The following is a 26,721-nucleotide window of genomic DNA, read 5'->3' on the forward strand; positions in this document are numbered from 1 at the left end:
GCGAGTTTAGCCGGACCCCGCTTGGCTCGAGCACCGCAGGTTGCCCGTAGCGCAGCGGAGGGACCCAGACTGCGGGTCGCCTTTCTTTTGGGTACTTTTCTTTGGCGAAGCAAAGAAAAGTGCCTCGCCCGCCGGGGCGAGACCCGGCCAGCAAGCCTCAGCAGAGTGAACAGAAAAACGAAGGGAGTAGAAGGAGAAGAGGGGAAGCGCGCCCGCCGGAGCAAGACCCGGCCAACTCAACTTACCAACGCCAGCGCCCCAAAATCCCCAACCCTCTCCCCCAAACCAGCCTCCACCAGCTCAAACGCATCCGTCAACGCGGGCAGCTTGCCGTGGATCTCTGCGCTCAGGCGGGGCAGCAAGTACGCGCGGTGATTCCAGAATACGCCGCCGCCCAGGCTGATGCGTTCCAGGTCCAGGGTGGCGACCATGTTGTAGAGGCCGCGCCCCATCACGCGGCACAGTTCGTCGACGATGGCCTGCGCGGCCGTGTCGCCGGACTGTGCGGCGCTAAAAAGCGCGGAGGCGCCGGGGTAGCCCGCGCCGGCGAAGCGCCTTGCAATCGCGTTGCCGGCGACCACGCCTTCGAGGTCGCCCCTGTTGCCGCAGCCGCACAGCGCGTCGCTGTGGTCGCTGACGAAGGTGTGGCCCGCATGGCCGGCGTTGCCGTGTTTTCCGCGCAGGATGCGGCCGTCCACGCAAAGGCCGAAGCCTATGCCGGTGCTCCAGGTCACGTAGGCGCAGTGGCTGTAGCCTTGCAGCGCACCCCAGCGGCGCTCGGCCTGCAGGGCGCCCACGCCGTCGTTCTCCAGTTGGAGTTTTTCGCCAAAGCGGGCACGCAATGGGGCCTCCAGCGGCACGCTGACCCAGTCGTTGGGCAGGCCGCGCGCCGGGCCGGCCATGCCGCCGCAGATATTAGGGTTGGAGATCTCCAGCATGCCGTTCACCGCAACGAAGGGGCCGCAGGACGAGATGCCGACGGCCGTGATGTCCTGCTCGGTGATGCCGGCGGCCTCGCAGGCCTGGCCCAGCATGCGCAGCACCTGGCGTGCCACGGCGTCTGTCAGGCCGGATTTTTCGGTGGGCTCCACGCGCCGGGACTGCAGGACTTGGGAGGCCTGGGCCAGGCTGAGCTCTTGCCCGGCTTCTATCAGGCTGACCGCAATCTTGGTGCCTCCCAGGTCGACGCAGGCTTTCATGGCGAGATGTTTTCCTTAAAGAATTTTGGCAACCAGGCTGGCGATAAAACTCAGCAGGATGGTGGTGGTCAACGGGATGAACCATTCACGCCCGAACAGGCGAAAACGCAAATCGCCGGGCAGCTTGCCGAAACCCAGCTTCTGCAGCAGCGGGCTGAACCAGCCGATCAGCATCAGGGCCAGGAAGATGACGATAAACCAGCGGATCATGGTGGCCAGTTTAGAGCGTATGCATGCGGTCGCCGGCGGCAAAGCCGATAGGCTCCCAGACCGGATGGCCTTTGGCCCCGAAGGCGATCACCTTGAACAGCTCGCCCATCTCGTGCTCGGCAATCAGTTTTTGCACCATGGCGCGCTGCTCCAGCGGCGCGCCCTCCATGCCGTCGACCAGGCCGCAGTTCAGTAAAAAGCGCCCCTGGCTGGTGTAGCCCAGCACTTCCAGCCCGGCCTCCTGGCCGGCCAGGGCGATGCCGGTGAAGTTGACGTGCGCGGTGATGTCCTTGCCGCCCACATCGGCCAGCGCATCGGCGTCCGCCAGGTGGCCGCGGTGGCACATCACGGTGCCCATGCTGCGCTGCGGGTGGTAGTACTCGTGCTCCGGAAAGCCGTAATCGAGCAAAAAGACCGCGCCGGCCTCCAGCCGGTCGGCCATGGTGGCGACAAAAGCTTCGGCCTGAGGGTGGATTTCGGTGAGGTAGTCATGCGTGCCCTCCACCTCGACGGGCGGCCGCAGCGCAGTAGGCTGGTCGGCATAGGCAAAACCGCCCTCGTGCACCACCACGCCGCGTTCATGCCAGCGGCCCTGCAGGCGTGACAGCAACTTGACCGGCATGGCGTCCAGCACCTCGTTGCCCAGTACCACGCCGCGCATCCTGGGCGGCAGTTCCGTAGCCCATTGCACCTTGTCACCATAAACGGCCAGTCGTTCGCGCTGGCGCGCCTGCAGGCTGCCCGAAAGATCGACGATGGTGTAGCGCTCCAGCTTGGGCCCCAGTGCCTGCAGCACCTGCTGCGCCAGCGCGCCCGTGCCCGCGCCGAATTCCCAGATCTCGGCCGTGCCGGTGGCCTCCAGCGCCTGGGCCGCCTGGCGCGCCAGGGCCTGGCCGAAACGTGGCGAGAGCTCGGGCGCGGTGACAAAATCACTGCCGCTGCCCGGCATCAGGCCGAATTTGCGTGAATCGTTGGCGTAGTAGCCCAGGCCAGGGGTGTAAAGGGCCAGGGCCATGAATTCGTCAAAACCCAGCCAGCCCCCGGCGGCCTCAATGGCCTTGGCAATGTGGGCGGCGAGGGCGGTCGTTAAAATAGGGGTAGCTGTCGTCGAGGTCATGGGGTCACCATCCGCCATTGTCGGCGATCCCCCGGCCTCCTCATCCCGCTCCCCGGCCACCCTTTTTGCCCCTTTTTGAGTCCCGACTCCCGCCCATGAACCCTGCTCCGTCCTCCCCACCCGTGGTCCTCGTGACCGGCGCCTCGCGGCGGCTGGGGCGCGAGATCGCGCTGGCGCTGGCGGCCGGCGGCTGGCAGGTGGCAGTGCACTACCGCGCCTCCGAAGCCGAAGCCACGGCCACCGTTGCCGACTGCGCCAGGCTGTCGGGCGTCTCGGCCGCTTTCCAGGCCGACCTGGGCGACGAGGCCGCGGTGCGCGGCCTGCTGCCGGCCGTGGCCGCGCGCATGGGGCGTGTTGATGCGGTGGTCAACAACGCCTCCACCTTTGAAGAGGACAGCGCCGCCAGCTTCGGTTTTGCGGCCCTGGACAAGCACCTGCACAGCAACACTGGCGCCGCCGTGCTGCTGGCGCAGGCGCTGCACGCCCACATCGTGGCGCGCGGCGGCGAGGGCGCGGAGGGGGAGCAGGGCGCCGTGGTCAACCTGCTGGACCAGAAGCTCTGGAACCAGAACCCCGATTTTTTCAGCTACACCCTCTCCAAGGCCGCACTCGAAGCGGCCGGCACCATGCTGGCGCTGGCGCTCGCGCCCCGGGTACGCGTGGTCGGCGTGGCGCCGGGCCTCACGCTGACCAGCCATCTGCTGAGCGACGAGCAGTTCCAGGCCAGGCACAAGCTGTCGCCGCTGGGCCGATCCTCCACGCCCGCCGACGTCGCGGCCACGGTCAAATTCGCGCTGGAAAACCGCTCCATCACCGGCACCACGCTGCTGGTGGACGGCGGCCAGCACCTGATGAAGTTCGAGCGCGATTTTTCGCTGATGTAAGCCGCCGCCGCTTGCCCCACCCACACACCAAAGACTGGCGCCATGTACAACACCCGCGGAACCCAGACCCTGAACCTCAGCGGCTTGCGTTTTGACGCCAACCTGGGCATTCTGGACCATGAAAAAACCGCGCCGCAGCCTATCCAGGTCGATGCCGAGCTGAACCTGGGCACGCAGCCGCTGCTGCCGCATGACGACGACATCCACCATGTGCTGGACTACCGCAAGGTGCGCCAGATCATCATCAGCGAGTGCACGGCGGAGCACATGAACCTGCTGGAGAGCCTGATCGGCAAGCTGGCGCACCGGCTGATGCAGCTGCCCGGCGTGCTGGGCGTGCGCGTGAAGATCGCGAAACTTGAAATTTTTGACGACTGCGAAGTGGCCATTCGCATCGAGACGGGACAGTGGTGAAGTTATGGGAGCGAATGATATGAGCGCAGTCTGGGAAGAAGCCGTGGCGGAGTACGAGCAGCAGGAAAGCTCGGCGCGCGTGCAAAACAGCATGAAGATAGAGCGGGAAGACCACAAGCTCGAAAAACGCCTGTGCCGCGAAGTCGGCCGCGCGATTGTCGACTTCAACATGATTGAAGAGGGCGACAAGGTCATGGTCTGCGTCTCGGGCGGCAAGGACAGCTATGCCATGCTCGACATCCTGCTCAAGCTGCAAAAGCGCGCGCCCATCAATTTCGAGCTGGTCGCCGTCAACCTCGACCAGAAGCAGCCCGGTTTTCCCGAACATGTGCTGCCCGAGTATTTGGGCAAGCTGGGCGTGCCCTTCCACATCGAAAACCAGGACACCTACAGCATCGTCAAGCGCGTGATCCCCGAGGGCAAGACGCTGTGCTCGCTGTGCTCGCGCCTGCGCCGCGGCATTTTGTACCGTGTGGCCGGCGAGCTCGGCTGCACCAAGGTCGCGCTGGGCCACCACCGCGACGACATGCTGCAGACTTTTTTCCTCAATATGTTCTTCGCGGCCAAGCTCAAAGGCATGCCGCCCAAGCTGGTCAGCGACGACGGCAAGAACGTGGTGATACGCCCCATGGCCTACGTCACCGAAAAAGACCTCACGCGCTGGGCCCAGGTGCGTGAATTCCCCATCATCCCTTGCACGCTGTGCGGCAGCCAGGAAAACCTGCAGCGCAAGCAGGTCGGCAACATGCTGCGCGAATGGGAGAAAAAATTCCCCGGCCGCCTCGAAAACATGTTCGCCTCGCTGCAGAACATCGTGCCCTCGCACCTGATGGACAACAAACGCCACGACTTCAAGGCCATCAAGGCCACCGGCGTGGCCGATGCTGACGGCGACAAGGCCTTTGACCCCGAGGAGTTCCGCGAGCCGGCGCTGCCGGGGCTGTCCGTGGTGGGCATCACTTCGCGCTGAGGGAGTGTTCCTTCAACAGCTGACTCCGGAGAGCTTATGAAACGCGCATTCGCAGTGATTCTTTCCATCGCCGCCACGGCCTTGCTGATGGCGGGCTGCTCCACCGTGCGCGTGGTCGACAGCGACGTCACCGCCTTCTACAACTGGAACGGCCCGCCCCCCGCGCCGGCCACGCCTTACCGCTTTGAACGCCTGCCCTCGCAGCAGGCCGCGGGCAGCCAGCAGGACCATGTGGAAGGCCTGGCGCGCGCCGCCCTGGCCAAAGTGGGGATGGAGCTCAACCCGCCCGCCGCGCGCTACAGCGTGCAAGTCACGGCCAACACCCAGATCATCGACCGCGGGCCTTATGGCTACAGCCCCTACGGCGGCTTTGGCTTCGGAAGCGGCGTGTTTGTGGGCGGCGGCAGCCGCGGCGCCTCGGTCGGCCTGTCGTTTCCGATTGGCGGCGGGATTGCCGAGCCGCCTTATTTCAAGCGCGAGCTGAGCATCGTGATGCGCGATTTGCGCACCAACCAGGTCAGCTTTGAAACACGCGCCCTGCACGACGGCGTCTGGGGCGACACACTGGCCGTGCTGCCCGCCATGCTGGACTCGGCCTTGCGCGGGTTCCCGCAACCGCCCGCCGGCACGCGCCGCATCAACGTGGAAATACCCAGGTGACCATGGAACCAACGCGCATCATCGCCATTCGCCACGGCGAAACGACCTGGAACGTCGACACCCGCATCCAGGGCCACCTGGACATTCCGCTCAATGAAACCGGCCGCAGGCAGGCCGAGCGCATGGCGCGGGCGCTGGCCGACGAGCCCATCAGCGCTATCTACGCGAGCGACCTGACCCGCGCATGGGAAACCGCGCAGTACCTGGCCCGCGTCCAGGGCATGGAAGTGACGCGCGAGGAAGGCCTGCGCGAGCGCGGTTTCGGCGATTTCGAAGGCAAGACCTTTGCCGAGATCGAGGCCTTGCTGCCCGACCAGTCCATGCGCTGGCGCAAGCGCGATCCCGAATTCGCGCCCGCCGGCGGCGAATCGCTGATCGCCCTGCGCAGCCGCGTGGTCGCCACGGCCGAACGCCTGGCGGCCGCGCATCCGGGCGAGCTGATCGCGCTGGTCGGCCACGGCGGCGTGATGGACGTGCTGTACCGCGCCGCGACGCGGCTGGACATCCAGGCGCCGCGCACCTGGGAACTCGGCAATGCGGCCATCAACCGCCTCCTTTGGACACCCGAAGGCTTTACGCTCGTCGGCTGGGCCGACACCCAGCACCTGGACGATGGCACACTGGACGACAGCGCAATTTCCGGCGGCTCGCCAGACCCGCTGAGCGCGCCATCAAAAATACCAGAAGAGATTAGACGCACCTCATGAGTACCATGCCCACCCGCCTGGCCGAACTGATAGGCAAGCCGGTCAACGATATCGACACACCTGCCCTGGTCATCGACATGGACGCGATGAAACGCAATCTCGCGCGCATGGCCGAGTTCGCAAAAAAACACAACGTCCGCTGGCGCCCGCATGCCAAGCTGCACAAAAGCGCCTCGCTGGCCAAGATGCAGGTACGCGCCGGCGCGGTCGGCGTCTGCGTGCAGAAGACCTCCGAGGCCGAAATCATGGCGGCCGGCGGCGTCACCGACATCTACATCAGCAATGAAGTCATCGCCCCGGCCAAGCTGGCGCGCGTGGCCGCGCTCGCGCAAAAGCTCGCGGCCCAGGGCGGCCACCTGGCCATCGCGGTCGACAGCACCGAAGGCGTGATCCGCCTGGCGCAGGCCATGACCGAGGCGCGCAGCGCCACCGGCGTGGCCACCGTGATCGACGTTTTTGTCGAAATCGACGTCGGCCAGGGGCGCTGCGGCGTCGAGCCGGGTGCCGCCGCCGTCACGCTGGTGCTGGAAATCCGCAAGCACCCGGCCTTGCGTTTTGCCGGCCTGCAGGCCTACCACGGCAAGGCCCAGCACATGCGCAGCGCGCACGAAAGGCGCGACGCCATCGCCAAGGCCGTCGAGGCCGTGGTGCTCACGCGCAAGCTGGTCGAGGCCCAGGGCATCACGGTGGACCTGGTGACCGGCGCGGGCACCGGCAGCCTGATGCTGGAAGCGGCCAGCGGCGTCTACGGCGAGCTGCAGGCCGGCTCCTTCATGTTCATGGACGCCGACTACGCGAAAAACGAGCGAGACCCGGCCCAGCCGCAGTTCGAGCACGCGCTTTTCATCAAGACCCAGGTCATCAGCACGCACGGCGGCCACGCGGTGTGCGACGCCGGCCACAAAAGCCACGCGATCGATTCCGGCCTGCCGCTGGTGCATGCCTTCGACACCGAAAGCGAGCTTGAGTTTTTCAACGGCGGCGACGAGCACGGCATCCTGCGGCCCGCCGGCGAGAGCAAGCGCCTGCCCGGCCTGGGCCGCATGCTGTGGCTGATCCCGGGGCACTGCGACCCGACCGTGAACCTGCACGACTTCATGATTGGCGTGACGGGAGGCCTGCGCAACGGCACCGTGCAGCGTATCTTCCGGGTCGACGCGCGCGGCGCGCTGACCTGATCGGCTGGTTGCGCTTTAGAAGTTCACGCCGTAGACGGCATACATGGGCGCAGCCGCGCCGTTGATGCGGCCGCCCCGGTACTCGGCTTCGCGCGCCGACTGCAGCACTGCCTCATTGAGTTCAGCGTGCGTGGATGACAGCACGCGAGCGTCCAGCAGCTTGCCCTCGGCATCCAGCAGCGCAATCACCACGACACGGCCGTGCAGGCCTTGCGCGCGGTAGGCCTGCAGCGCGTCCAATGCGCCGGGCTTGCGCACGCGCGCGATGGAAATCTTCTGCCCCATGCCGTCGCCGTCCTGCATCTTCGGTGCCTGCGGGTGGTCGGCGTAGAGCTTGCCCATCTGCTTGAACAGCTCGGGGAATTCCGGCAGGCTGGAGCTGGCCGCCAGCGGTACCGCCGGGTTGGGTGTGCGGGGCGCGGTCGGATTGCCTGTGGCCGCGCAGCCTGCCAGCAGCCCGACCAGGGTCACGCTCCGGACAGCAGGCGCCATGTGGCGGCTCACAAAATGCACTGGTAGTTTCATGATCGATCGGTGCGGGCCTTAAGGTCGTGCGGGCCGAGAACGAATGCGCAGGACACTAACACCGTGCCGTACGCCATGCTGGTAACCGCGCCCCACCATGACAGGAAGTTCCATGCGTTATAGCGGCCAGGGTTGGCGTTCAGCTCATTCGGGAAATTCACAGAGGCTCCGGCAAGTCCGCGGGCGGCGCCGTAGTCAAAAGCTGCCTCACCCAGAAAATAAAGGCCTGCCACACAAACGGCCACCCCCAGGAAGAAAGGAAAACCTCGGGGCCACCAAGTGCTTTTGAGGAAAACGACGAAGAGCCCGAAAGCCGCTGCGCCCGCGACATAGAGCTTGCTCGTCACGTGGGGTGACGCCAGCGGCAGCAAGTCGCGCCAGAGCCAGGGCAAGGGCGCAAAAAACCATTCTGCTGTGGGCGCCAGTCCATCCCAGCGCCCCCACGGCTTGGCATCAAACACCGTCACCACCACCGCGACACTCCACGCGGTAGCCCAGGCGACATAACACATCATGCGGAAACGACGGCAGAAATCCGCTGAAGCCTGCGACCAATGCCACTGCACAAGTTGATTCGCCCAAGCCATCGCAAGCACCAAGGTACCGGCTGCCGCGAGCCAGGCAGGCATCCCGTGCAGCATGAAGAAGCCAGTCATCACAAACACGGGTAAATGACCGAACACCAGCCCGCTCACGGCGTAGGAAACAACGACAGTCGCCGTCAGGCCTAGAACCACCGAGTTATAGAAACGCCATACCGCGCCGATTTCTGACCAGGAGGGATCGGCTCCAGGCGATATCGCCACCCACCGTCCCATGCTCAGGCGCTGAACATGTCGTTGCCGCTGGCCGGTGGCGCCACGCCCAGGTGGCGGTAGGCGGCCAGCGTGGCGATGCGCCCGCGCGGTGTGCGCTGCAGATAGCCCTGCTGGATCAAATAGGGCTCGATCACATCTTCAATCGTGTCGCGCTCCTCGCCTATGCTGGCGGCGATGTTGTCCAGGCCCACCGGCCCGCCGTCAAAGCGGTGGATCACGGCTTCGAGCAATTTGCGGTCCATCACGTCAAAGCCCTGCGGGTCCACGTCCAGCATGGCCAGCGCCTTGTTGGCGATGTCCAGCGAGATGTGGCCGCTGCCCTTGACGTCGGCGTAATCGCGCACGCGGCGCAGCAGGCGGTTGGCGATGCGCGGCGTGCCGCGCGAGCGGCGGGCGATCTCAAAGCCGCCGTCCTCGTCGATGGGCGCGTTGAGCAGCTTGGCGCTGCGCCGCACGATGCGGGCCAGCTCGTCGGGCGTGTAAAACTCCAGCCGCGCGACGATGCCGAAGCGGTCGCGCAGCGGGTTGGTCAGCATGCCGGCGCGCGTGGTGGCGCCCACCAGGGTGAAAGGCTGCAGGTCCAGCTTGATGCTGCGCGCCGCCGGGCCCTCGCCGATCATGATGTCGATCTGGTAGTCCTCGAGCGCGGGGTAAAGGATTTCCTCCACCACCGGGCTCAGGCGGTGGATTTCGTCGATGAACAGGACGTCGTTCTTTTCCAGGTTGGTCAGCAGCGCTGCCAGGTCCTTGGGTTTTTCAAGCACCGGGCCCGAGGTCTGCCGCAGGTTTACGCCCAGTTCGTGCGCAATGATGTGGGACAGCGTGGTTTTGCCCAGGCCGGGGGGGCCGAACAGCAATACGTGGTCCAGCGCCTCCTGGCGCTTCTTGGCCGCGCCTATGAAGATTTCAAGCTGGTCGCGCACCTTGGACTGGCCCACGTACTCGTCAAACAGCTTGGGGCGCAGCGCGCGCTCAATGGCCTCCTCACCGGGCGAGGCCGGCGCGGCCGACATTACCCGCTTGGCGGGCGGAAAGTCACCGGAGGAAAAATCGTCGGTCTGGATGGTCATAAGGCCCCCACGCTTGTCACTGCGTGTACTGCGCGAGGCCTTGCAGGCCGCGGTTCGCGAGACGCTTCGCCTCTGTCGCCCGTCCAAGCCTGCGCAGGCAGGCTTGGAGCCGCGAGCTCCAGCCCCTCGGGGGCCGCTGCGCCTGCGGCCCGGCAAAGCCGGTTCCGCGGCCCCTGCTTGGGTGGAAGAGAGTCCCTACGGTCGCTCATTTTCATTTCGCCAATGCCTTCAGCGCCAGCTTGATGCCGTCGCTCACGCCTATGTCCTTGGGCAGGGCCTTGAGCGCCAGCGCCGCGTCGCGGTCGCTGTAGCCCAGCGCCACCAGGGCCTGCAGGATGTCGGACTGGGCGTCATTGGCCACGCTGACCTGCACGCCGATGTCGGCGCCCAGCTTGCCCTTGAGCTCGAGCAGCAGGCGTTCGGCGGTTTTTTTGCCGATGCCGGGCACCTTGATGATGCGGCCGGCTTCCTGCTGGGTCACCGCCTGCGAGAGTTCCTCGACGCTCATGCCGCTGAGCACGCTGAGCGCGGTGCGCGGGCCCACGCCGGAGATCTTGATCAGCTGGCGAAAGGCCGCGCGCTCGGTGGCACTTCCGAAACCGTAGAGGATTTGCGCGTCTTCGCGCACCACGAAGTGCGTCAGCAGGCTGACTTTTTCACCCAGGCCGGGCAGGTTGTAGAAGGTGCTCATGGGCACCAGCACCTCATAGCCGACGCCGTTGCAGTCCACCAGGATTTCCGGGGGATTTTTTTCGGCCAGCTGGCCTGAGAGTCTTCCAATCATGGGCAAATCTTATCAGTCAGGCGCGAGCGCCTGTTTGGGCGGACAATTGCGTTTTGACCGGTGCCCGGCGCCGGTGTTTTGAGTTTTTCAGGAAACCCACCGCCTTGATCCTTCGCCACACCTTCACGCCGCCCAACAACACCCGCATGGGCCATTTGTGCGGGCCCATGGACAGCCATATCCGCACCATAGAGGCGGCGCTGGACGTCACGATCGCGCACCGCTTCGAGCAGTTCAAGATCGACGGTACCAAGGTCAAGGCGACGTTGGCGCTGGAAGTGCTGCAGGCCCTGTACGAAATTGCCCAGCGGCCCATAGAGCCCGAAACCGTGCAGCTGATGCTGGCCGGCGACACGGCGCTGAGCACCGCGCCCGACGGCGGCATCACGCTGTCCACCCGGCGCGCCGACCTGCGCGCCCGCACCAACAACCAGGGCACCTACCTGGAAAACATCGCCACCCACGACATCACCTTCGGCATAGGGCCGGCCGGCACCGGCAAGACCTACCTGGCCGTGGCCTGCGCGGTCGATGCGCTGGAGCGCAGCACCGTGCAGCGCATCGTGCTGACGCGCCCCGCGGTTGAGGCCGGCGAGCGCCTGGGTTTTCTGCCGGGCGACCTGAGCCAGAAGGTGGATCCCTACCTGCGCCCGCTGTACGACGCGCTGCACGAGCTGATGGGTTTTGAGCGCGTGCAAAAGGCGTTTGAGCGCCAGCAGATCGAGATCGCGCCGCTGGCCTTCATGCGCGGCCGCACGCTGAACCACGCGTTTGTCATCCTCGACGAGGCGCAAAACACCACGCCCGAGCAGATGAAGATGTTCCTCACGCGCATAGGCTTCGGCAGCAAGGCGGTGGTGACCGGCGACGTGAGCCAGGTGGATTTGCCGCGCACGCAGCTCAGCGGCCTGGTGGATGCCGAGCGCGTGCTCAAGCGCGTCAAGGGCATTGCCATCACCCGCCTGAGCAGCGCCGACGTGGTACGCCACCCGCTGGTGGCGCGCATCGTTGACGCCTACGACAAATCACCGGGCCGGCCGGCCCTTGTGGAGGAGGTCGCTGCCGAACCTGCGGCCACGCCGCCTCGCCGCGCCAGCGCAAGGAGCCGCAATGGCTCTTAAGCAGCTCAGCCTGTCGCTGCAGTTTGGCGACCTTCAGAACGCGGCGCGCCACCGCGCGGCCCTGCCGCGCCACAGCGTGGCCCGCTGGATACGCCACGCGCTCGCGCATGACGGCGAGATCACCGTGCGCATCGTCGATGCCGAGGAAGGCCGGGCGCTGAACCGCGACTACCGCCGGCGCGACTACGCCACCAATGTGTTGACCTTCGACTACACACAGGAACCCGTGGTGACGGCCGACCTGGTGCTGTGCGCGCCCGTGGTGGCCCAGGAAGCGAAAGACAACAAAAAGACGCTGCAGGCCCACTACGCCCATATGCTGGTGCACGGCACCTTGCATGCCCAGGGCTGGGACCATGAAACCGGCGAGCAAGACGCCGAAGCCATGGAGGCGGAGGAAATCCGCATCCTGGCGGGGCTGGGTTTTAAAAACCCCTACCGCTGAATGTCCGGGTCCCGCTCAGGACTCCCACTTGTCCATGTAGGCCGCGTAGCCGGCGCGCCAGGACGGGGTGCCGAAGACGCCGCTGCTTTGGTGCACCACGGAGATCGGCCAGGTGCCCATGCTGAGCCCCAGCTTCTCGGCTTCACGGCAAAAATCGAGGTCGTAAAAATGGAAATTGAACCGCTCGTCAAAGCGCAGGCCTTTGTCGATCAGCAACTGGCTCTCGCAGGCTAGCAACAAACCGTCCAGCAGCTTGACCGCCTGGCCCGACGGGCCAAAGACGCTGATGTTGGAGGAAGGGAAGCCGTCGCCGTGGCCCACCACGCCGCTCAGGTTTTCGCGTGCATCCCAGGTGAGTTTTTCATCAATAAAGGCCCAGCCCGGCTGGCGCGGCACGCGGCGCAAATTGCCGGCCAGGCCGACGATGTTGTATTTCTGGATGCCTTCCCGCAAACGGTCAGCCCAGAAAAAGTCGCAGAGGTGCAAGTCGTCATGGCAAAAAACCAGCAAGGCCGGCTGTGTGCGTGCTTCCTCGATGGCCTGGTTGTAGACGGTGGGCAGGCCGGCGGTATTGCTTTCAAACACCCGTACCTGTATACCGCCCAGCGGGTAATAAAGGGCCAGTGAGCGGCCCAGCGCGGTTTCGGTGAAGAAATTGTCAAAACTGGAGCGCGTGGCGACGACAAAACGGATCATGGGCAGCCTAAAGAGTGTGCAATGCCGGGCCGACAGCGAGACATTGTCCGCCGCCGATTCACCTGCCGGTTTATACCTCAGCCTCTCCTTGTCAGGTTGCCGGGTCGATCCGCAGCGGGATGGTGACCGGCCCGTCATTGACCAGGTGCACCTTCATGTCGGCGGCAAACCGCCCGGTTTGCACCTGCGGGTGCAGTGCCTGCGCCTGTGCCACAAAGTAGTCGTAGAGCCGGCGGCCCTCTTCGGGCGCCGCCGCGCCGGTAAAGCTGGGCCGGTTGCCGCCCGAGGCGTCGGCGGCCAGCGTGAACTGGCTCACGACGAGCAGGCCGCCCTGGACGTCTTGCACCGACAGGTTCATCTTGCCCGCCTCGTCGGAAAAGATGCGCAGCTTGAGTATCTTGGCCAGCAGCTTGTCGGCCTGCACTTCGCTATCGCCGCGCTCGGCGCACACCAGCACCAGCAGCCCGGGCCCAATCTGCCCGGCGGTCTCGCCCTCGATCACCACGCGGGCCTCGGCCACGCGCTGCAGCAGCGCCTTCATCAGTCGCCCACGCCGGCCGCGACGAACAGCGGCTTGCCCACCGGCCCCGCGAGAAAACTCACGAACTGCTGGGCCAGTTCCTGCTGCTTGCCGGAGGCCAGCGGCGCGGCGGTGTACGAGGTGTAGTTCTGCACCTCGGCCGGCACCGGACCGACGAACTTCAGGCCCTTGCCCCGGTAAAGCAGGATTTCGGTGATCGCGCCGAAGCCGATTTCCTGGCCCTTGCCTTTGATGACGTGCTCCATCACGGCGGCGCCGTCGGGGTAGCGCGTGGTTTTGCCCTCGACCTGCGCATAGACATCCATCTTCCTGAGCAGGCCTTCGAGGTACAGGCCGGTGGAGGCGCGGTTGAACACCAGCGAGTCGGCGGCCAGCACCGAGCGCTTGAGCGCCTCGGCGCTGGAGATGTCGGGCGTAGCTGCGCCTTCACGCACAGCCACGCCCATGCCGACACGGCCGACGTTGGCGCGCGTTTCGGCCAGCTTGCTGGCCGCCGCGAATTCGCCGATCACGGCGGGCGGCGCGATCACCACGTCGAAAGCCGGGTTGGACTCCATGCGTTTTTTCAGCTCGGGCGCGGTGTTGAACGTGATTTTCACGCCGTGGCCGGTCTGCTTTTCAAACGCGGCGGCCGCGGCCTTCAGGCCCGGCTCGATGGCGCCGGCGCTGAGGACCGCGATGTCCGCCGCATGCGCGGTGAAGGCCAGCAGCGCGCAGGCAAGGGCCTGGGCGGGAAGCAAGATGCGTTTCATGGAGGCTCCTGGACGAAAAAGGGCTGGGAAATTATCGAGGGGGTATCGGAAAAGAGGCCTTCCTTCAGATGAGGTCGGCCTCGTCGTCAAAATGCGCTTCCACGTCGCTGGGCAGCAGCTGGATGGTGGCGCGCAGGCCGGGCACGGCGCTCATCAGGGCCTGCTCGACGCTGGCGCGCACCGCCGCGGCCCGCCCCAGCGACCAGCTGGCCGGCATGTGCATGTGCAGATCAACAAAACGCCGCTGGCCGGCGCGGCGCGTGCTGAGGTGGTCAAAGCGGATGGTGGGATGGCCGAAGTCTTGCAGCACTTTCTGGATCTCGGCCATCACCTCGGGCTCCACGGCTTCGTCCATCAGGCCCTGTGAAGAGCGCCACACCAGCTGGCAGCCTTCCCACAGGATGTTGATGGCCACGCCTATGGCCACCACGGCGTCGAGCCAGAGCCAGCCCGTCGCGATCACAGCGCCTATGCCGACCACCACGCCCGCTGAGGTCCAGACGTCGGTCACCAGGTGCCTGGCGTCGGCCTCCAGCGCGATCGAGCGGTGCGCCTTGGCCACACGGAACATCACCCAGGCCAGCAGGCCGTTGAGGGCCGAGCTGCCCACCGCCAGCGCCAGGCCCCAGCCCATTTTTTCGAGCGGCTGCGGGTTCAGGATGCGATGGGCCGCGGCCCAGATGATGGCCGCCGCCGCGCCTATGATCAGCGCGCCTTCAAAGCCGGAGGAAAAATACTCCGCCTTGTGGTGGCCATAAGGGTGGTCGTCGTCGGCGGGCCGCTGCGCGATGGTGACCATCGCCAGGCCGAACAGTGCGCTGGCCAGGTTGACGAAGGACTCCATCGCATCCGACAGCAGCCCCACCGAGCCGGTGATGTACCAGGCCGTGGTCTTCAGCGCGATGGTGAGCACCGCGACGGCCACCGAGGCCTGCAGCATGCGCTGCGGCGTCAGGGCCTGGAAGGTGGTTGAGCTCATGGCGCTATTGTGTACGACGGTGATGGCGCCAAGGGTTGTTCCCAAGGCCGGCGCCCGGCGCGGCCGCTAGCATGGGTGCGCGCCGCAATCCCTGCGCGTGATCAACACAACGAACCACTCCTGAGGAATCACCCATGAAACTCCAGAAACGCAGTGTCGCCCTGGTGCTGGGCGCCGTGCTGGCCGTGTCGGCCGGCGCCCTGTTCGCGCAGGCCTCGGGCCTGACGCGCACGCTTGTCGGCAAGGCCGACGTGTCCGTGCCCGGGCGCGAGGCCGTGGTGGCCCGCGTCGACGTGGCGCCCGGCGCCAAAGCCGGCCGCCATACCCATCCCGGCGATGAAATCAGCTATGTGCTCGAAGGCGAGGCCACCCTGCTGATCGACGGCCAGCCGCCGCGCCAGGTCAAGGCGGGCGAGTCCTTCGTCATTCCGGCCGGCGTGGTGCACGACGCCCATAACACCACCAATGCGCCCATCAAGCTGGTCGGCGTTTACGTTGTCGAAAAAGGCAAGCCGCTGGCCTCGCCCGCACCCTGAGGCCGCGCGGCAGGCGCCGCCGCGCGGGCGCTGCAAGCTCCGGTCGCCGATGCGACAATGGCCGCCGGAGTAAAAACAACAATGTCCTATCCGCATCTGATCGCAGCCACCGCGCTGGCGCTGGCTGCGGCCGGCGCGCATGCGCAGGCCCCGTCGCCAAACACCTCATCCCCCATCCCCGAACCCCCAGGCATTGCGGCCGCGCCGGCCGCCCCTGTTGAAGCCGCCGTCCGGCAAGCCGGCTTCCTCAAGACCCTCAAAGGTGGCGTCCAACTGCTGCAAGCGCCGGGCGAGGCGGCGCGGGTGGCGCAGGCCGGCGACGCGCTGCTGCCCGGCGGGCGCATCACGACAGGCCCCGACTCCGCCGCCAGCCTGGTGCTGCGCGACGGCAGCACGTTGGTGCTCGGGCCGTCCTCGCAAATGGAACTCACGGCCTTCAGCTTTGACGCCACCACCCATGAAGGCAATTTGCTGGCCTCGCTGCTCAAGGGCTCGCTGCGCATGATCACCGGCCTGCTTGGCAAGTCGCACCCGGAAGCGGTGCGCATCGAAACGCAATTCGCCTTTGTTGGCGTGCGCGGGACGGACTTCATCGTGCAGGCGGACGAGCAGCCATGAGCGGCCGTCCCTGCTTTTTTATCCCCGCCACGCTCGCCTTGCTGCTGGCGGCCTGTTCGGCCCCAGGTACCCGCGTGGTGCTGCTGCCGCAGGAAGGCGGTGCGCCGTCCGCCGTGGTGGTGCGCGCCAAGGCGGGCGCCGGCGCCGAGACCACCGTGTCCCAGCCCTACCAGCGGGCCACCGCGGCATCGGGCGCCGGCGGTGCGCCGCGGCTGGACCAGGCCGACCCGGCCAAGGTGCAGGCCGAGCACCGCTCGCTATTCGAGATGGCGCCGCCCCGGCCGCAGCGCTACACGCTGTATTTCGATGCCGGCGGTACGGTGCTCACGGCCGAATCGCAAGAAGTGCTGGAACAGGTGCTGGCCGCGGCGCTGGCCCGCAGCGGCGGCGACATGGTGATCACCGGACATACCGACACCGTGGGCTCGGGCGCCAGCAACGACGCCCTTTCGGCCCAGCGCGCCCAGCAGGTGCGCCAGATCCTGGCCGAGCGCCAGTTCCCGGCGGCGCGCATGGAGGCCGCGGGCCGGGGCGAGCGCGAGCTTGCCGTGCCGACGGCCGATGAGGTCGACGAGCCGCGCAACCGGCGCGTCACCATAGAGGTTCGTTAAAGCAGGGGAGGCTGCCGGCGGGCGTTCAGCCCAACGTCACGCGCGCGAACTTGCGTTTGCCGACCTGCAGCACATAGGTGCCGGCCGCCAGCTTGAGCGCCTTGTCGCTGACCACGCTGGAGTCCACGCGCACGCCGCCGCCGTCGATCAGGCGCGTGGCTTCGCTGCCCGAAGGCGCCAGGCCTGCGGCTTTCAGCAGCGCGCCTATGCCCATGGGCGCGCCCGTCAGCGACACCTCGGGGATCTCGTCGGGCACACCGCCCTTGCTGCGGTTGATGAAGTCCTGCTCGGCGGCGTCGGCCGCGGCGGCCGAGTGAAAGCGCGCGGTGATTTCCTTGGCCAGCGCCACCTTGGCGTCCTTGGGATTGCGGCCGCCGTCGACCTCGGCCTTCAGGGCCGCGATGTCGGCCTCGCTCTTGAAGGACAGCAGCGTATACCACTTCCACATCAGCACGTCTGAGATCGACAGCACCTTGGCGAACATGGTGTTGGCGTCCTCGCTGATGCCGATGTAGTTGTTCTTGCTCTTGGACATTTTTTCAATGCCGTCCAGGCCTTCGAGCAGCGGCATGGTCAGGATGCACTGCGGCTCCTGGCCGTATTCCTGCTGCAGGTGGCGGCCCATCAAGAGGTTGAACTTCTGGTCGGTGCCGCCGAGCTCGAGGTCGCTCTTGAGCGCCACCGAGTCGTAGCCCTGCATCAGCGGGTACAAAAATTCATGCACGCTGATGGGGGTGCCGGCCTTGAAGCGGTCGTGGAAGTCGTTGCGCTCCATCATGCGGGCCACGGTGTAGCGCGAGGCCAGCTGGATCATGCCGGTGGCGCCCAGCGGCTCGCTCCATTCGCTGTTGTAGCGGATTTCGGTTTTGGCCGGGTCCAGCACCAGGCTGGCCTGGCGGTAGTAGGTCTCGGCATTGGCCTTGATCTGTTCGGGCGTGAGCGGCGGGCGCGTGCTGTTGCGGCCCGAGGGGTCGCCGATCAGGCTGGTGAAGTCGCCTATAAGAAAAATGACTGTATGGCCCAAATCCTGGAGCTGACGCATTTTGTTCAGCACCACGGTGTGGCCGACATGAATGTCAGGTGCGGTCGGATCCAGGCCCAGCTTGATGCGCAGCGGAACCCCTGTGGCCTCGGATTTGGCCAGTTTTTGTATCCAATCGTTTTCCGGGATCAGTTCTTCGCAGCCTCTCAGGGTGGTCGCGAGGCCCATCTTTACACGGTCGGTGATGGGGTATTTTGTAACAAGCGCTTGATTCATAAGGGTTTTTCACATGTCGGGGGGTTGTCCGACAGATATACTGGCGGCTCTCCTGCATCCAGCGCGCCATTTTAGTTGGCCTGCAAATTGCTGATCAGGAACCACATCGTCTGGATGGCTCAGGCCCCACCCCTCAATCCAGGGCTGGCCATCAAAGCTCTCCATGTTTTATACAGCAGTCCGGCGCTTCGCAGCGTCCGATGCATTTTTGTTGGGAATTTTGTCTTGAAACTGCCAATCCCTTCCCAGATACTGCTTCCCGTCGCCCACAGCCTTCGCCGCCACCCCAAACGTGTCGCCGCCAGCCTCGCAGTCCTGCTGCTGGGCACCGGCGTCACAGCCTTCGGTGTGGCGCCCATGGCGCCCGATGCCGCCGACCTGCCGGTGCGCCAGGTGCTCGAAGCGGTGGAGTCCCTGCCCACGCAGGCCCAGACCGATTCCCTGACCGATTTCCGCTTCAAGCTGTTTCGCACTGAAAGCACGCGCAGCAGCGACACCGCCGACTCCCTGCTCAAACGCCTGAACATCGACGACAGCGCGGCCGCAGCCTTCCTGCGCAGCGACGCCAATGCGCGCCTGCTGCTGTCGGGCCGCGCCGGCAAGAACGTGACGGCCGAAGCCAGCGACAGCCAGCAACTGCTCAAGCTCAGCATGCGCTGGCCCACCGACGACGAAACGACGTTCAAGCGCCTGGTCGTCGAGCGCGGCGCCACCGGCTTTAGCTCCCGCGTTGAAACCGCGCCGTACGTTGCCACCGCGCGCCTGTCCAGCGGCAGCATCCAGACCTCGCTGTTCGCCGCCACCGACGATGCCCGCATCCCCGACGGCGTGGCCGTGCAGATCGCCGAAATTTTTTCCAGCGACATCGATTTTCGCCGCGCGCTGCGCAAGGGCGACCGCTTCAACGTGGTCTATGAATCCCTGGAGGCCGACGGCGAGCCGCTGCGTACCGGCCGCGTGCTCTCGGCCGAATTCGTCAACGCCGGCAGGCCTTACCAGGCCATGTGGTTCCAGCCCCCGGGCCTGGACGCCAACGGCGCCGCTCACAAGGGCGGCTATTACACGCTGGACGGCCAGAGCCTGCGCCGTGCCTACTTGAGCTCGCCGGTCGAGTTCTCGCGCATCAGCAGCGGCTTTTCGATGCGCTTTCACCCCATCCTGCAGAAGTGGCGCGCCCACCTGGGCACCGACTTCGCGTCACCCACAGGCACGCCCGCGCGCACTGTCGGCGACGGCGTGGTTGAGTTCTCCGGCGTGCAGAACGGCTACGGCAACGTGGTCTTCGTCCGGCACCGCAACGGCCATGAAACCGTCTATGCCCACCTGAGCAAGCTCATGGTGCAAAAAGGCCAGAACGTGAGCCAGGGCCAGACCATAGGCCTGGTCGGCAGCACCGGCTGGGCCACCGGCCCGCACCTGCATTTTGAATTCCGCGTCAACGGCGTGCACCAGGACCCGATGATGATCGCCAAACAAAGCGAAGCCATCCCGGTCGCCGCGGCTTCCATGCCGCTGTTCAAGCAGCTTGCGGTGGGCGTGAGGACTCAGCTCCTGGCTGCAGCCTCCATCACACAAACCCGCGCTGAATAACGGCCTGCGGCAGAATAGCCGCATGCTCGATCTTTATATTGGCCTGATGTCAGGCACCTCGCTCGACGGTGCCGACGGCGTTCTGGTGGCGTTTGAGGGCGATAAGCCGAAGGTCCTTGCCGCCGCGACCGAACCCTTCAGCGAGGCTTTCCACGCCGAGCTGCTGGCGCTGAACGCGCCCACGCCCAACGAACTGCACCGTGCCGCCCTGGCCGGCAACCAGATTGCCGCGGTCTATGCCAGGGTCGTGGCCGCGCTGCTGGCCCAGGCCGCGGCGCTGGACATTTCGCCGCTGGACATCAAAGCCATAGGCGCGCATGGGCAGACCGTGCGGCACCAGCCGCAAAGAACATCGAGCGAGCCGGCGGGCGCGGGCTACACCTTGCAATTGAACAACCCGGCTTTGCTGGCCGAACTCACGGGCATCCGTGTGGCGGCCGATTTCCGCAGCCGCGACGTGGCCGCGGGCGGGCAGGGCGCGCCGCTGGTGCCGGCTTTTCACCAGGGCGTCTTCGGCCGAGAGGACGCCACGGTCTGCGTACTCAACCTGGGCGGCATTTCCAACCTCAGCGTGCTGCCCCAGGCGGGCGCCTCGCCGGTGTTGGGCTTTGACTGCGGGCCCGGCAATGCGTTGATGGATGCCTGGTGCCGGCAGCACACCGGCCAGCCTTATGACGCTGGCGGCGCCTGGGCCGCCGGCGGCAAGCTGCTGCCCGCGTTGCTGGACAGCCTGCTCGATGAGCCTTATTTCTCGCAGCCGATTCCCAAAAGCACGGGCCGCGACCTGTTCAGCCAAGCCTGGCTGGCCGGCAAACTCCAGCCTTTTGCCGGCGAGCGGCCCCAGGACATCCAGAACACGTTGACCGAATTCACCGCCAGGGCCTGCATCCTGGGCGTGAAGGGCTATGGGCAGGGCAGCGAATCGCTGGTCGTGTGCGGCGGTGGCGCCTTCAACAGCCACCTGCTGGCGCGCCTGCGGGCCGGTTTGCCGGCGCTGCGCGTCAGCACCTCCGAGCAGCACGGCCTGCCGCCGCTGCAGGTGGAAGCCGCAGCCTTCGCCTGGCTGGCGCGGCAACTGGTGCTGGGCAAGCCGGGCAACCTGCCCAGCGTGACGGGCGCGCGCGGCCTGAGGGTGCTGGGTGCGGTCTATCCCGCCTAGCAACTCCCTGCTGTTTTAAGGCAAGTCCTTGTAGGGCTCGGGCTGCGCCGCATCGCGCGGCCCCACGGTGCTCAGCCTGGCTTTCAGCGATTGCGGCCGCCCCGTCAGGATGGCCGCGTAGTTGGTGGTGTTGGACAGCACTTTTTTCACGTAGTCGCGCGTCTCGCTGAAGGGAATGCTCTCGGCCCAGATCGCGGCGTCCAGCACCGGGCCGTTGCGCCAGGTGCGCGGCCGGCCGGGGCCGGCGTTGTAGGCGGCCGCGGCCATGGGCATGGAGCCGTTGAAGTCGTCCAGCGCGAACTTGAGGTAGGCCGTGCCGATCGCGATGTTGGTGTCGCGGTCGTTGAGCTGGTCTTGCGTGAAGCCTTCCAGTCCTATTTTTTTGGCGGTCCAGCGCGCCGTGGCGGGCATGACCTGCATCAGGCCCGAGGCGCCCACGCCGGAGCGCGCGTCCATGATGAAGCGGCTTTCCTGGCGTATCAGGCCGTAGACATAGGCCGGGTCCAGGTTGATGGACTGGGCGCGCTTGGTCACCGTCTCGCGAAAAGGCATGGGATAGCGCTGGTCAAAATCGATCTCGCCCTTGGTGCGGTCGCTGGTGTTGATGCAGCGGTCCCAGATCTGGCGGTCGCAGGCGAACTGCGCGGCCGCCAGCAGGTCGCGGTCGGCCATGCCGCCGCGCTGGTGCAGGTTGGTGCTGTAGTTCCACTCGCGCGCGCCTTCGGGGCGCAGGCCTATGGCGATGGCGTAGGCTGCCCGGTTCAGGCCCGGGTTGGTCCGCGCGGTTTCTTTTTCCTCAGGCGTCAGCGGCGCGGGTTTGGCCGGCACGGTGATTTTCTGGCCGAGCTCTTCCAGCGCGAGCTGCTCGTAAAAACCCCGCACCGACGCGAAGGACTGCAGCAAGGCCAGGGCCTCGGCGCGCTGCGGCGAAATTGTGATGCCGGTGGGAATGGTCTGGGCCACGCCGGGCGTGGTGGCCACGACGGCGGGCTTGGGCGGCGCGTCGGGCGGCGCGGTGGCCAGCAGCGCGCGCGCCTTCCAGTAACTCCATGTCGGGTCCTTGCGCGCGTCCTCGCTCATGGCATTGACGGCCGCCAGCACCAGCGGCCAGTTGGGCTGGCTGCCGGCGCGCAGCGCGGCCCGCACCTTCCAGCCCAGCATGTCGTCGCTGAGGTCGCTGTCCTTGGTGACCTTCGCGAAATACTCCAGCGCGTCGCCGGCCGGGGCCGTGCCCAGCCGCGTGGCGGTCTGCCGGCCTATCACGCCCCAGACCCAGTTGCGCTCTTCGGTGTTGAGCTGCATGCCCCATTTGTTTTCCAGCTGGAAGGCCGCGCCGTCGATGTCGCTGATCGCCATCTTGATCAGCGCCAGCGTGATGATCTCGCGCCGCGACTTGCTCAGCGCGATGTGTTTGCCGGCCAGGAACTTGATGGGGCTGGCGTTGAGGTCGTTGACCATGCCCGCGGCGTCGGGGGCGACGATCTGCACGGCGGCCAGTGCCGAGCGCGGGCGGTTTGCTTCGGTGGCCAGCCGGGCCTTGATCCAGGCGTCCTGCGGCGTGAGGTTTTTCGTGCCCACCAGCCGTTCGGCGGCCGAGTTGCAGCCGTCATCGGCCTCGCGCTGCGCATACCAGTTCTTTTTGACCTCCTCGGCCAGGCGCGCGTCGGGCGCCGGGTTCTTCAGGTGCTCGACCAGCAGCGCGTAGCAGCGCACTTCCTTGTCGTCGTTCATGCGGTAGTTGGGATACTCGGCGGCAAAGCCGGCCCAGTCGCGGCGCTGGCCCAGCAGCAGCAGCCAGTCGTTGCGCAGCCGGTCTTCCTGGTAGGTGCCGGCGTAGCGGCTCAAAAAGTCCTGCACCTCCTGCGCGCCGGCTTCGCCCAGGCGCAGCTTGAGATCCCAGTAGGCGGCCCAAGGCTCCAGCGCGTGGCCCCTGGCCTGCGGCAGCAGCTGCGCCAGCCGGGCCCTGTCGCCGCGCTTGAAGGCCTTGTTCATCTCGATGATCACGTTGTCGGCCGCGCTGGCGGGCGCCTGGGCCGCGGCCGGGGCAAGCAGCGCGAAGCAGGCCATCGCGCCTAAAACCGGCGCCAGGGCCGCCGTCCGCAGGGGACTGGTAAGAAATTTGTATAGCATCTGGGACATTATGGACAAATTAAGCACTCGCAAAGCGCTGGTTGAAGCCCGTTTGAACATGCCTGACCGCCTGCAGCGGGCCGACCTGCTGCAACGTGTGATGCGCATCTGGCTGGTCGGTTCCACCCATGAGGTGATTGGCGCCTACTGGCCCATCAAGGGAGAGTTCGACCCGCTGCCCGCGCTGTACCGCTGGCAGGAAGACGCGATTCTGAGCCAGGGGGCTTCGTCAAACCCGGCGCTGGCAGAGGTGGAGACTGCGCAGCTTGCTACCGAAAGCATAGCGGCGCGGTCGCCCCGCAAGATCGGCCTGCCGGTGGTCAACAAGTTGCACAAGACCTTGACTTTTCATGCCTGGTATCCCGGCTGCCCCATGGAGGAGGACGCCTACGGCATCCCGAAACCAAAAGATACAGAGGTGATTATTCCCACCCTGCTGTTCGTGCCCTGCGTAGGCTACGGGCCGGGCGGCTACCGGCTGGGTTATGGCGGCGGTTTTTACGACCGTACCCTGGCAACCCTGCAGCCGCGCCCCTTTACCGTGGGGCTGGGCTATGCGCAGGGCTGGTTGCCGGACATGGAACCTGAGCCGCACGACATCCCGCTGGACGCCATCCTCAATGACAAGGGCGTGGTTTGGCCGGTTTGATGGCGCAACGCCTGATCGCTGCCGCCTCGGGCGAGGCCCGGCGCCTTGCCGCTCTTTCCTGAGTCGCCGAACGCCCCATGACTACGAACATGCTCGACGGTTTTTTCATCAACCTTGACCGCAGTCCCGACCGGCTGGCGGCGATGCGCGGGGAACTGGCCCGCAGCGGGCTGGGCTTCGTCGAGCGTTTTGCCGCCACCGATGCCCGAGTGCTGGAGCGGCCCGCGGATTGTGCAATCCCGATGGCGGCCTACGGCGCTTTTTTGTCCCATCACGCGCTGCTGAGCCGGGCGCCACCCGGCAGTTGCACACTCATTTTCGAAGATGACGTTCAGCTAGGCGACAACCTGGGTGGTTTGCTCTCGTCGCAGTCATTGCGGGAGATGTGCGCGCACGACATCGTTTTCCTGGACTGCCAGCCCGCGCTGGAGATAGGCCTCCTCACTGAGCTTTACCGCGCCATGCTGGGCGCGATGCCCGACTTTCAGCGTACCGAGCTGCCGTCGGCCCTGCGCCGCCACGCGTCGACCGTGGCCCTGTACCCGGCACGCGGGCTCTACCGCTGGGGCGCGGCGGCCTACCTTGTCACGCCGCGCGGCAAGCAGAAGCTGCTTCCATGGCTGCAGCGAACCCTGGATGCCGGCCCGCCCGGAACCCTGGACATCCTCTACCGAAACCTGATTGAGGACGGAACCCTGGATGCCGCCGTCATGGTTCCTTTTTTTGCGACCCCCAGCCTCGAGGGGCTGCGCCACAGCACGATAGAAGGCCGCGAACAAAGCCTGGTGCCGTTTGCGCTGGGGAGCATGATCAGGCGCTTTTTTTTCGCCGGGCCCACTGATGGGATCGCGGATTTCCTGGAAACGGTTTTGCCGCAGAAGTTTGCACCCGACGGCGATGAACTGCTGGCCGAGATGATCCGCCTGACGGCCCTGGGATTGATGCGCGACCGCCAGTTTCTCGATTTCGGGGCTTGAGAAAGACCGGCCTCAGCCCTTGGGCTTATAAGCCACCACATCAATCTCCACTCGCGCATCCACCATCAAGCGCGCCTCGGTCGTAGACCGGGCCGGCTTGCCGCCCGTGAAGTAGCTCATGTAGACGCGGTTAAAGCTGCCGAAGTCGCGCGCGTCCTGCAGCCAGACCGTGGTCTTGCAGACGTCGTCCAGCGTGCAGCCGGCCAAAGCCAGCGCGGCCTGGATGTTTTTCATGACCTGGCGGGTCTGCACCTCGATGCCGCCCTGCACGATTTCGCCTTTTTCATCGCCCGGCACCTGGCCGGAAACGTAGACGAAGTCACCGGCGCGGACTGCGGGCGAAAACGGGCGGGGCTGGTGGTCAGAGGCCAGGGGGGGATTTCCTAAATATTCCAGAGGCATGAAAAACTCCTTTTTAAGTTCCGTTTAATCCTAAAGATGAAAAATATTTTCAGAATTTCGCCTTTTATTCGGGTTTATCCTGAAAAATACCATTTATAGACCAATTAATCTTCAAGCGTGAAATTTAACTTCAATCAGGAGTTCTTTATGACCTGTGGAATCCGCATGCACCGCCGCACCGCCTTGTCCTCTCTGCTGGCCCTGGGTGCGGCCGGCGCCGGTTTCGGCCCGGCCGCCGCGCAGGGCGGCAAATCGGCCCTGAATCTGGCCATGGTGGCCGAACCGCCGACGCTGGACATCCAGTCCACGCCGGCAGACCTGGTCTGCATCATCATGCAGCACGTTTACGAGCCGCTGTTCACCTTCGATGCGAAGGCAGCGCTGGTGCCCATGCTGGCCGAGGCCATGCCGAAAATCTCGGCCGACGGCAAGCTCTACACCATCACCTTGCGAAAAGGCGTGATGCTGCACAGCGGCCGCGAACTCAATGCCGACGACGTGGTGGCCAGCCTCAAGCGCTGGATGGACGTTTCGCCGCGTGGCAAGTCGGTGGCGGTGCAAGTGGCCGACCTGGCGGCCAAGGGGCCGCTCACGGTGGACATCACGTTGAAGAATGCCTATGCGCCGCTGCTTTCGCAACTGGCCATGGCTTCGGGCATGGCGGCCATCATGGCCAAGGAGTCGCTGGCCCAGCCGCTGCGCGAGTATGTGGGCACCGGGCCTTACAAGTTCAAGGAACGCAAGCCCGACCAGTACGTGCTGCTCACCCGTTTCGACGGCTATGCTGCGCGCAAGGAAGCCGCCAGCGGCTATGGTGGCAAGCGGGTGGCCGCGGTGGAAGAGCTGCGCTTCGTGCCGGTGCCCAATGCCAACACGCGGGTGGAAGGCGCGCTGGCCGGCCAGTTTCACTACGCCGACCTGCTGCCGATCGAGGCCCTGCCGCGGCTGGAAAAGGCCGGCGGCAAGGTGGTGCCCATCATGACGCCTTCTTTCGGCTTTCCTTACCTGGTGTTCAACACCAAGGAAGGCTCGCTGGCGCACCAGCCTGTGCGCAAGGCGGTGCAGACCGCGCTGGGTGAAGGCGAAATGCTGGCGGCAGGTTTTGGCGACACGCGCTTTTTCGTTGCCGAGGGCAACCATTTCCCCAAGGGCACGCCTTTTTATTCGACAGCCGGCATCACCGCTTACAACGAGCGCGACGCAAAGAAGGCCAAGAGCCAGGCCGAACAGGCCGGCTACAAGGGCGAGCCGGTGCGTATCCTGACGAGCCGCCAGTACGACTTCCACTACAACATGGCGCTCATCATGGCCGAGCAGCTCAAGCGCGCCGGCTTCAAGGCCGAGCTGAACGTGGTGGAGTGGGCGACGCTGCTGCAGCGCCGTGCCGACCCCAAGCTGTGGGATATCTACATCACGCATTCCGGCTTGTTCCCCGAGCCCATGCTCTCGCCCCCACAACTGGGCGATGGCGCGCCGGGCTGGTGGAACTCGCCTGCCAAGCAGGAGGCGCTGGCCGCGCTGAACCAGGAGCCGAACCCGGCCAAGCGCGGGGCGCTATGGGGCAGGGTGCAGCAGGTGGTCTACGACGAGGTGCCCTACATCCAGGTTGGCAAATTCGCCAGCCTGTCGGCGCGCGCGCCGGCGCTGCAGGGTTACACGCCCTATACCTATCCGTTCTTCTGGAACACCAGCCTTAAGAGTTGAACCCCCACGCTCCCCCA

Annotated in this window: 30 protein-coding genes; 16 read left to right on the forward strand and 14 right to left on the reverse strand. The window is 65.8% G+C overall.

Going from position 1 to position 26,721, the window contains the following annotated elements:
- Positions 1-236: 236 nt before the first annotated feature.
- From BLQ85_RS19565 to BLQ85_RS19575, 3 genes are read right to left on the reverse strand one after another with little or no spacing between them, the layout of a single operon-like run.
- A complete protein-coding gene (locus tag BLQ85_RS19565) occupies positions 237-1,199 on the reverse strand; it encodes an ROK family protein (protein ID WP_074579499.1) in 963 nt (320 codons plus the stop codon).
- 15 nt (positions 1,200-1,214) lie between these two features.
- Positions 1,215-1,409, reverse strand: a complete 195-nt coding sequence (locus BLQ85_RS19570; protein ID WP_074579502.1) for a DUF2905 domain-containing protein — start codon at positions 1,407-1,409, stop codon at positions 1,215-1,217.
- Between the two features lie 10 nt (positions 1,410-1,419).
- Complete coding sequence (locus BLQ85_RS19575; RefSeq protein ID WP_074579504.1) at positions 1,420-2,526, reverse strand: class I SAM-dependent methyltransferase; 1,107 nt, start codon at positions 2,524-2,526, stop codon at positions 1,420-1,422.
- A gap of 95 nt (positions 2,527-2,621) precedes the next feature.
- Here BLQ85_RS19575 and BLQ85_RS19580 point away from each other — a divergent pair, with 95 nt between their 5' ends.
- Genes BLQ85_RS19580 through BLQ85_RS19605 form a run of 6 tightly spaced genes read left to right on the forward strand, consistent with a single transcriptional unit; the run spans position 2,622 to position 7,339 of the window.
- A complete protein-coding gene (locus tag BLQ85_RS19580; RefSeq protein WP_074579506.1) occupies positions 2,622-3,410 on the forward strand; it encodes an SDR family oxidoreductase in 789 nt (262 codons plus the stop codon).
- Positions 3,411-3,452: 42 nt separating this feature from the next.
- A complete protein-coding gene (locus BLQ85_RS19585; protein ID WP_007867594.1) occupies positions 3,453-3,824 on the forward strand; it encodes a dihydroneopterin aldolase in 372 nt (123 codons plus the stop codon).
- Positions 3,825-3,843: 19 nt separating this feature from the next.
- Positions 3,844-4,794, forward strand: a complete 951-nt coding sequence (gene ttcA, locus BLQ85_RS19590; RefSeq protein WP_074579508.1) for a tRNA 2-thiocytidine(32) synthetase TtcA — start codon at positions 3,844-3,846, stop codon at positions 4,792-4,794.
- A gap of 36 nt (positions 4,795-4,830) precedes the next feature.
- On the forward strand, positions 4,831-5,454 hold the full coding sequence (locus tag BLQ85_RS19595) for a DUF4136 domain-containing protein (protein ID WP_074579510.1): 624 nt from the start codon (positions 4,831-4,833) through the stop codon (positions 5,452-5,454).
- A gap of 2 nt (positions 5,455-5,456) precedes the next feature.
- Positions 5,457-6,161 carry a histidine phosphatase family protein gene (locus BLQ85_RS19600; protein WP_074579512.1) on the forward strand — a complete coding sequence of 235 codons (705 nt, stop codon included), beginning with the start codon at positions 5,457-5,459 and terminating at the stop codon, positions 6,159-6,161.
- Positions 6,158-7,339 carry a DSD1 family PLP-dependent enzyme gene (locus BLQ85_RS19605; protein ID WP_074579514.1) on the forward strand — a complete coding sequence of 394 codons (1,182 nt, stop codon included), beginning with the start codon at positions 6,158-6,160 and terminating at the stop codon, positions 7,337-7,339. The genes BLQ85_RS19600 and BLQ85_RS19605 overlap by 4 nt, the downstream gene beginning before the upstream one ends.
- A 15-nt stretch (positions 7,340-7,354) precedes the next feature.
- Here BLQ85_RS19605 and BLQ85_RS19610 read toward each other — a convergent pair whose 3' ends face one another.
- The 4 genes from BLQ85_RS19610 to ruvA all read right to left on the reverse strand — a co-directional run bounded on the left by BLQ85_RS19610 (position 7,355) and on the right by ruvA (position 10,536).
- Entirely contained in the window at positions 7,355-7,864 is a 510-nt protein-coding gene (locus BLQ85_RS19610; RefSeq protein WP_083336929.1) for an energy transducer TonB family protein, read from the reverse strand.
- A complete protein-coding gene (locus BLQ85_RS19615; protein WP_074579518.1) occupies positions 7,861-8,682 on the reverse strand; it encodes a hypothetical protein in 822 nt (273 codons plus the stop codon). The genes BLQ85_RS19610 and BLQ85_RS19615 overlap by 4 nt, the downstream gene beginning before the upstream one ends.
- A gap of 2 nt (positions 8,683-8,684) precedes the next feature.
- Positions 8,685-9,752 carry a Holliday junction branch migration DNA helicase RuvB gene (ruvB, locus tag BLQ85_RS19620; protein WP_074579520.1) on the reverse strand — a complete coding sequence of 356 codons (1,068 nt, stop codon included), beginning with the start codon at positions 9,750-9,752 and terminating at the stop codon, positions 8,685-8,687.
- A 211-nt stretch (positions 9,753-9,963) separates the two neighbouring features.
- Positions 9,964-10,536, reverse strand: a complete 573-nt coding sequence (gene ruvA / locus BLQ85_RS19630) for a Holliday junction branch migration protein RuvA (protein WP_007867616.1) — start codon at positions 10,534-10,536, stop codon at positions 9,964-9,966.
- A 104-nt stretch (positions 10,537-10,640) separates the two neighbouring features.
- On the opposite strand from ruvA, the gene BLQ85_RS19635 reads away from it, so the two are divergent.
- The gene (locus BLQ85_RS19635) at positions 10,641-11,657 is read left to right on the forward strand and encodes a PhoH family protein (protein ID WP_074579525.1); all 1,017 of its coding nucleotides are present in this window, start codon (positions 10,641-10,643) and stop codon (positions 11,655-11,657) included.
- Entirely contained in the window at positions 11,647-12,102 is a 456-nt protein-coding gene (gene ybeY, locus BLQ85_RS19640) for an rRNA maturation RNase YbeY (protein WP_074579527.1), read from the forward strand. Before BLQ85_RS19635 ends, ybeY begins: the two co-directional genes overlap by 11 nt.
- 15 nt (positions 12,103-12,117) lie before the next feature.
- Here the strand turns inward: ybeY and BLQ85_RS19645 are convergent, their stop codons facing one another.
- The 4 genes from BLQ85_RS19645 to BLQ85_RS19660 form a co-directional block, all read right to left on the reverse strand.
- Positions 12,118-12,798 carry a glycosyltransferase family protein gene (locus tag BLQ85_RS19645; RefSeq protein WP_074579528.1) on the reverse strand — a complete coding sequence of 227 codons (681 nt, stop codon included), beginning with the start codon at positions 12,796-12,798 and terminating at the stop codon, positions 12,118-12,120.
- Between the two features lie 91 nt (positions 12,799-12,889).
- The gene (dtd, locus tag BLQ85_RS19650) at positions 12,890-13,339 is read right to left on the reverse strand and encodes a D-aminoacyl-tRNA deacylase (protein ID WP_074579530.1); all 450 of its coding nucleotides are present in this window, start codon (positions 13,337-13,339) and stop codon (positions 12,890-12,892) included.
- On the reverse strand, positions 13,339-14,091 hold the full coding sequence (locus tag BLQ85_RS19655; RefSeq protein WP_074579532.1) for a substrate-binding domain-containing protein: 753 nt from the start codon (positions 14,089-14,091) through the stop codon (positions 13,339-13,341). Before BLQ85_RS19655 ends, dtd begins: the two co-directional genes overlap by 1 nt.
- A 64-nt stretch (positions 14,092-14,155) precedes the next feature.
- A complete protein-coding gene (locus BLQ85_RS19660) occupies positions 14,156-15,070 on the reverse strand; it encodes a cation diffusion facilitator family transporter (RefSeq protein ID WP_074579534.1) in 915 nt (304 codons plus the stop codon).
- Between the two features lie 134 nt (positions 15,071-15,204).
- Between BLQ85_RS19660 and BLQ85_RS19665 the strand changes: the two genes are divergently transcribed.
- The 3 genes from BLQ85_RS19665 (at position 15,205) to BLQ85_RS19675 (ending at position 16,835) form a co-directional block, all read left to right on the forward strand.
- Positions 15,205-15,606, forward strand: coding sequence for a cupin domain-containing protein (locus BLQ85_RS19665; protein ID WP_074579537.1), 402 nt, complete (start codon positions 15,205-15,207; stop codon positions 15,604-15,606).
- A gap of 81 nt (positions 15,607-15,687) precedes the next feature.
- Complete coding sequence (locus BLQ85_RS19670) at positions 15,688-16,224, forward strand: FecR family protein (protein WP_074579539.1); 537 nt, start codon at positions 15,688-15,690, stop codon at positions 16,222-16,224.
- Positions 16,221-16,835: an OmpA family protein gene (locus tag BLQ85_RS19675; protein ID WP_074579541.1), complete on the forward strand. Its 615-nt coding sequence runs from the start codon at positions 16,221-16,223 to the stop codon at positions 16,833-16,835. The genes BLQ85_RS19670 and BLQ85_RS19675 overlap by 4 nt, the downstream gene beginning before the upstream one ends.
- 25 nt (positions 16,836-16,860) lie before the next feature.
- On the opposite strand, the gene tyrS is transcribed toward BLQ85_RS19675, so the two are convergent.
- On the reverse strand, positions 16,861-18,093 hold the full coding sequence (gene tyrS / locus BLQ85_RS19680) for a tyrosine--tRNA ligase (protein ID WP_074579543.1): 1,233 nt from the start codon (positions 18,091-18,093) through the stop codon (positions 16,861-16,863).
- A gap of 225 nt (positions 18,094-18,318) precedes the next feature.
- On the opposite strand from tyrS, the gene BLQ85_RS19685 reads away from it, so the two are divergent.
- The gene (locus tag BLQ85_RS19685; RefSeq protein ID WP_074579544.1) at positions 18,319-19,683 is read left to right on the forward strand and encodes a M23 family metallopeptidase; all 1,365 of its coding nucleotides are present in this window, start codon (positions 18,319-18,321) and stop codon (positions 19,681-19,683) included.
- A 22-nt stretch (positions 19,684-19,705) separates the two neighbouring features.
- A complete protein-coding gene (locus BLQ85_RS19690; protein WP_074579546.1) occupies positions 19,706-20,842 on the forward strand; it encodes an anhydro-N-acetylmuramic acid kinase in 1,137 nt (378 codons plus the stop codon).
- 15 nt (positions 20,843-20,857) lie between these two features.
- Here the strand turns inward: BLQ85_RS19690 and BLQ85_RS19695 are convergent, their stop codons facing one another.
- Complete coding sequence (locus BLQ85_RS19695) at positions 20,858-22,981, reverse strand: lytic transglycosylase domain-containing protein (protein WP_139201063.1); 2,124 nt, start codon at positions 22,979-22,981, stop codon at positions 20,858-20,860.
- A 1-nt stretch (position 22,982) separates the two neighbouring features.
- Between BLQ85_RS19695 and BLQ85_RS19700 the strand changes: the two genes are divergently transcribed.
- Positions 22,983-23,621 (forward strand): 5-formyltetrahydrofolate cyclo-ligase, encoded by a 639-nt coding sequence (locus BLQ85_RS19700; protein WP_074579549.1) that lies wholly within the window; start codon positions 22,983-22,985, stop codon positions 23,619-23,621.
- A gap of 77 nt (positions 23,622-23,698) precedes the next feature.
- Complete coding sequence (locus BLQ85_RS24640) at positions 23,699-24,598, forward strand: glycosyltransferase family 25 protein (RefSeq protein ID WP_175456157.1); 900 nt, start codon at positions 23,699-23,701, stop codon at positions 24,596-24,598.
- Between the two features lie 12 nt (positions 24,599-24,610).
- Here the strand turns inward: BLQ85_RS24640 and BLQ85_RS19710 are convergent, their stop codons facing one another.
- Positions 24,611-25,000: a RidA family protein gene (locus tag BLQ85_RS19710; protein WP_074579553.1), complete on the reverse strand. Its 390-nt coding sequence runs from the start codon at positions 24,998-25,000 to the stop codon at positions 24,611-24,613.
- A 147-nt stretch (positions 25,001-25,147) separates the two neighbouring features.
- Here BLQ85_RS19710 and BLQ85_RS19715 point away from each other — a divergent pair, with 147 nt between their 5' ends.
- The gene (locus BLQ85_RS19715; RefSeq protein ID WP_074579740.1) at positions 25,148-26,704 is read left to right on the forward strand and encodes an ABC transporter substrate-binding protein; all 1,557 of its coding nucleotides are present in this window, start codon (positions 25,148-25,150) and stop codon (positions 26,702-26,704) included.
- The last annotated feature ends 17 nt before the right edge of the window (positions 26,705-26,721 follow it).

The sequence above is a fragment of the Polaromonas sp. JS666 genome (genome assembly GCF_900103405.1).
Taxonomy (GTDB): Bacteria; Pseudomonadota; Gammaproteobacteria; order Burkholderiales; family Burkholderiaceae_C; genus Polaromonas.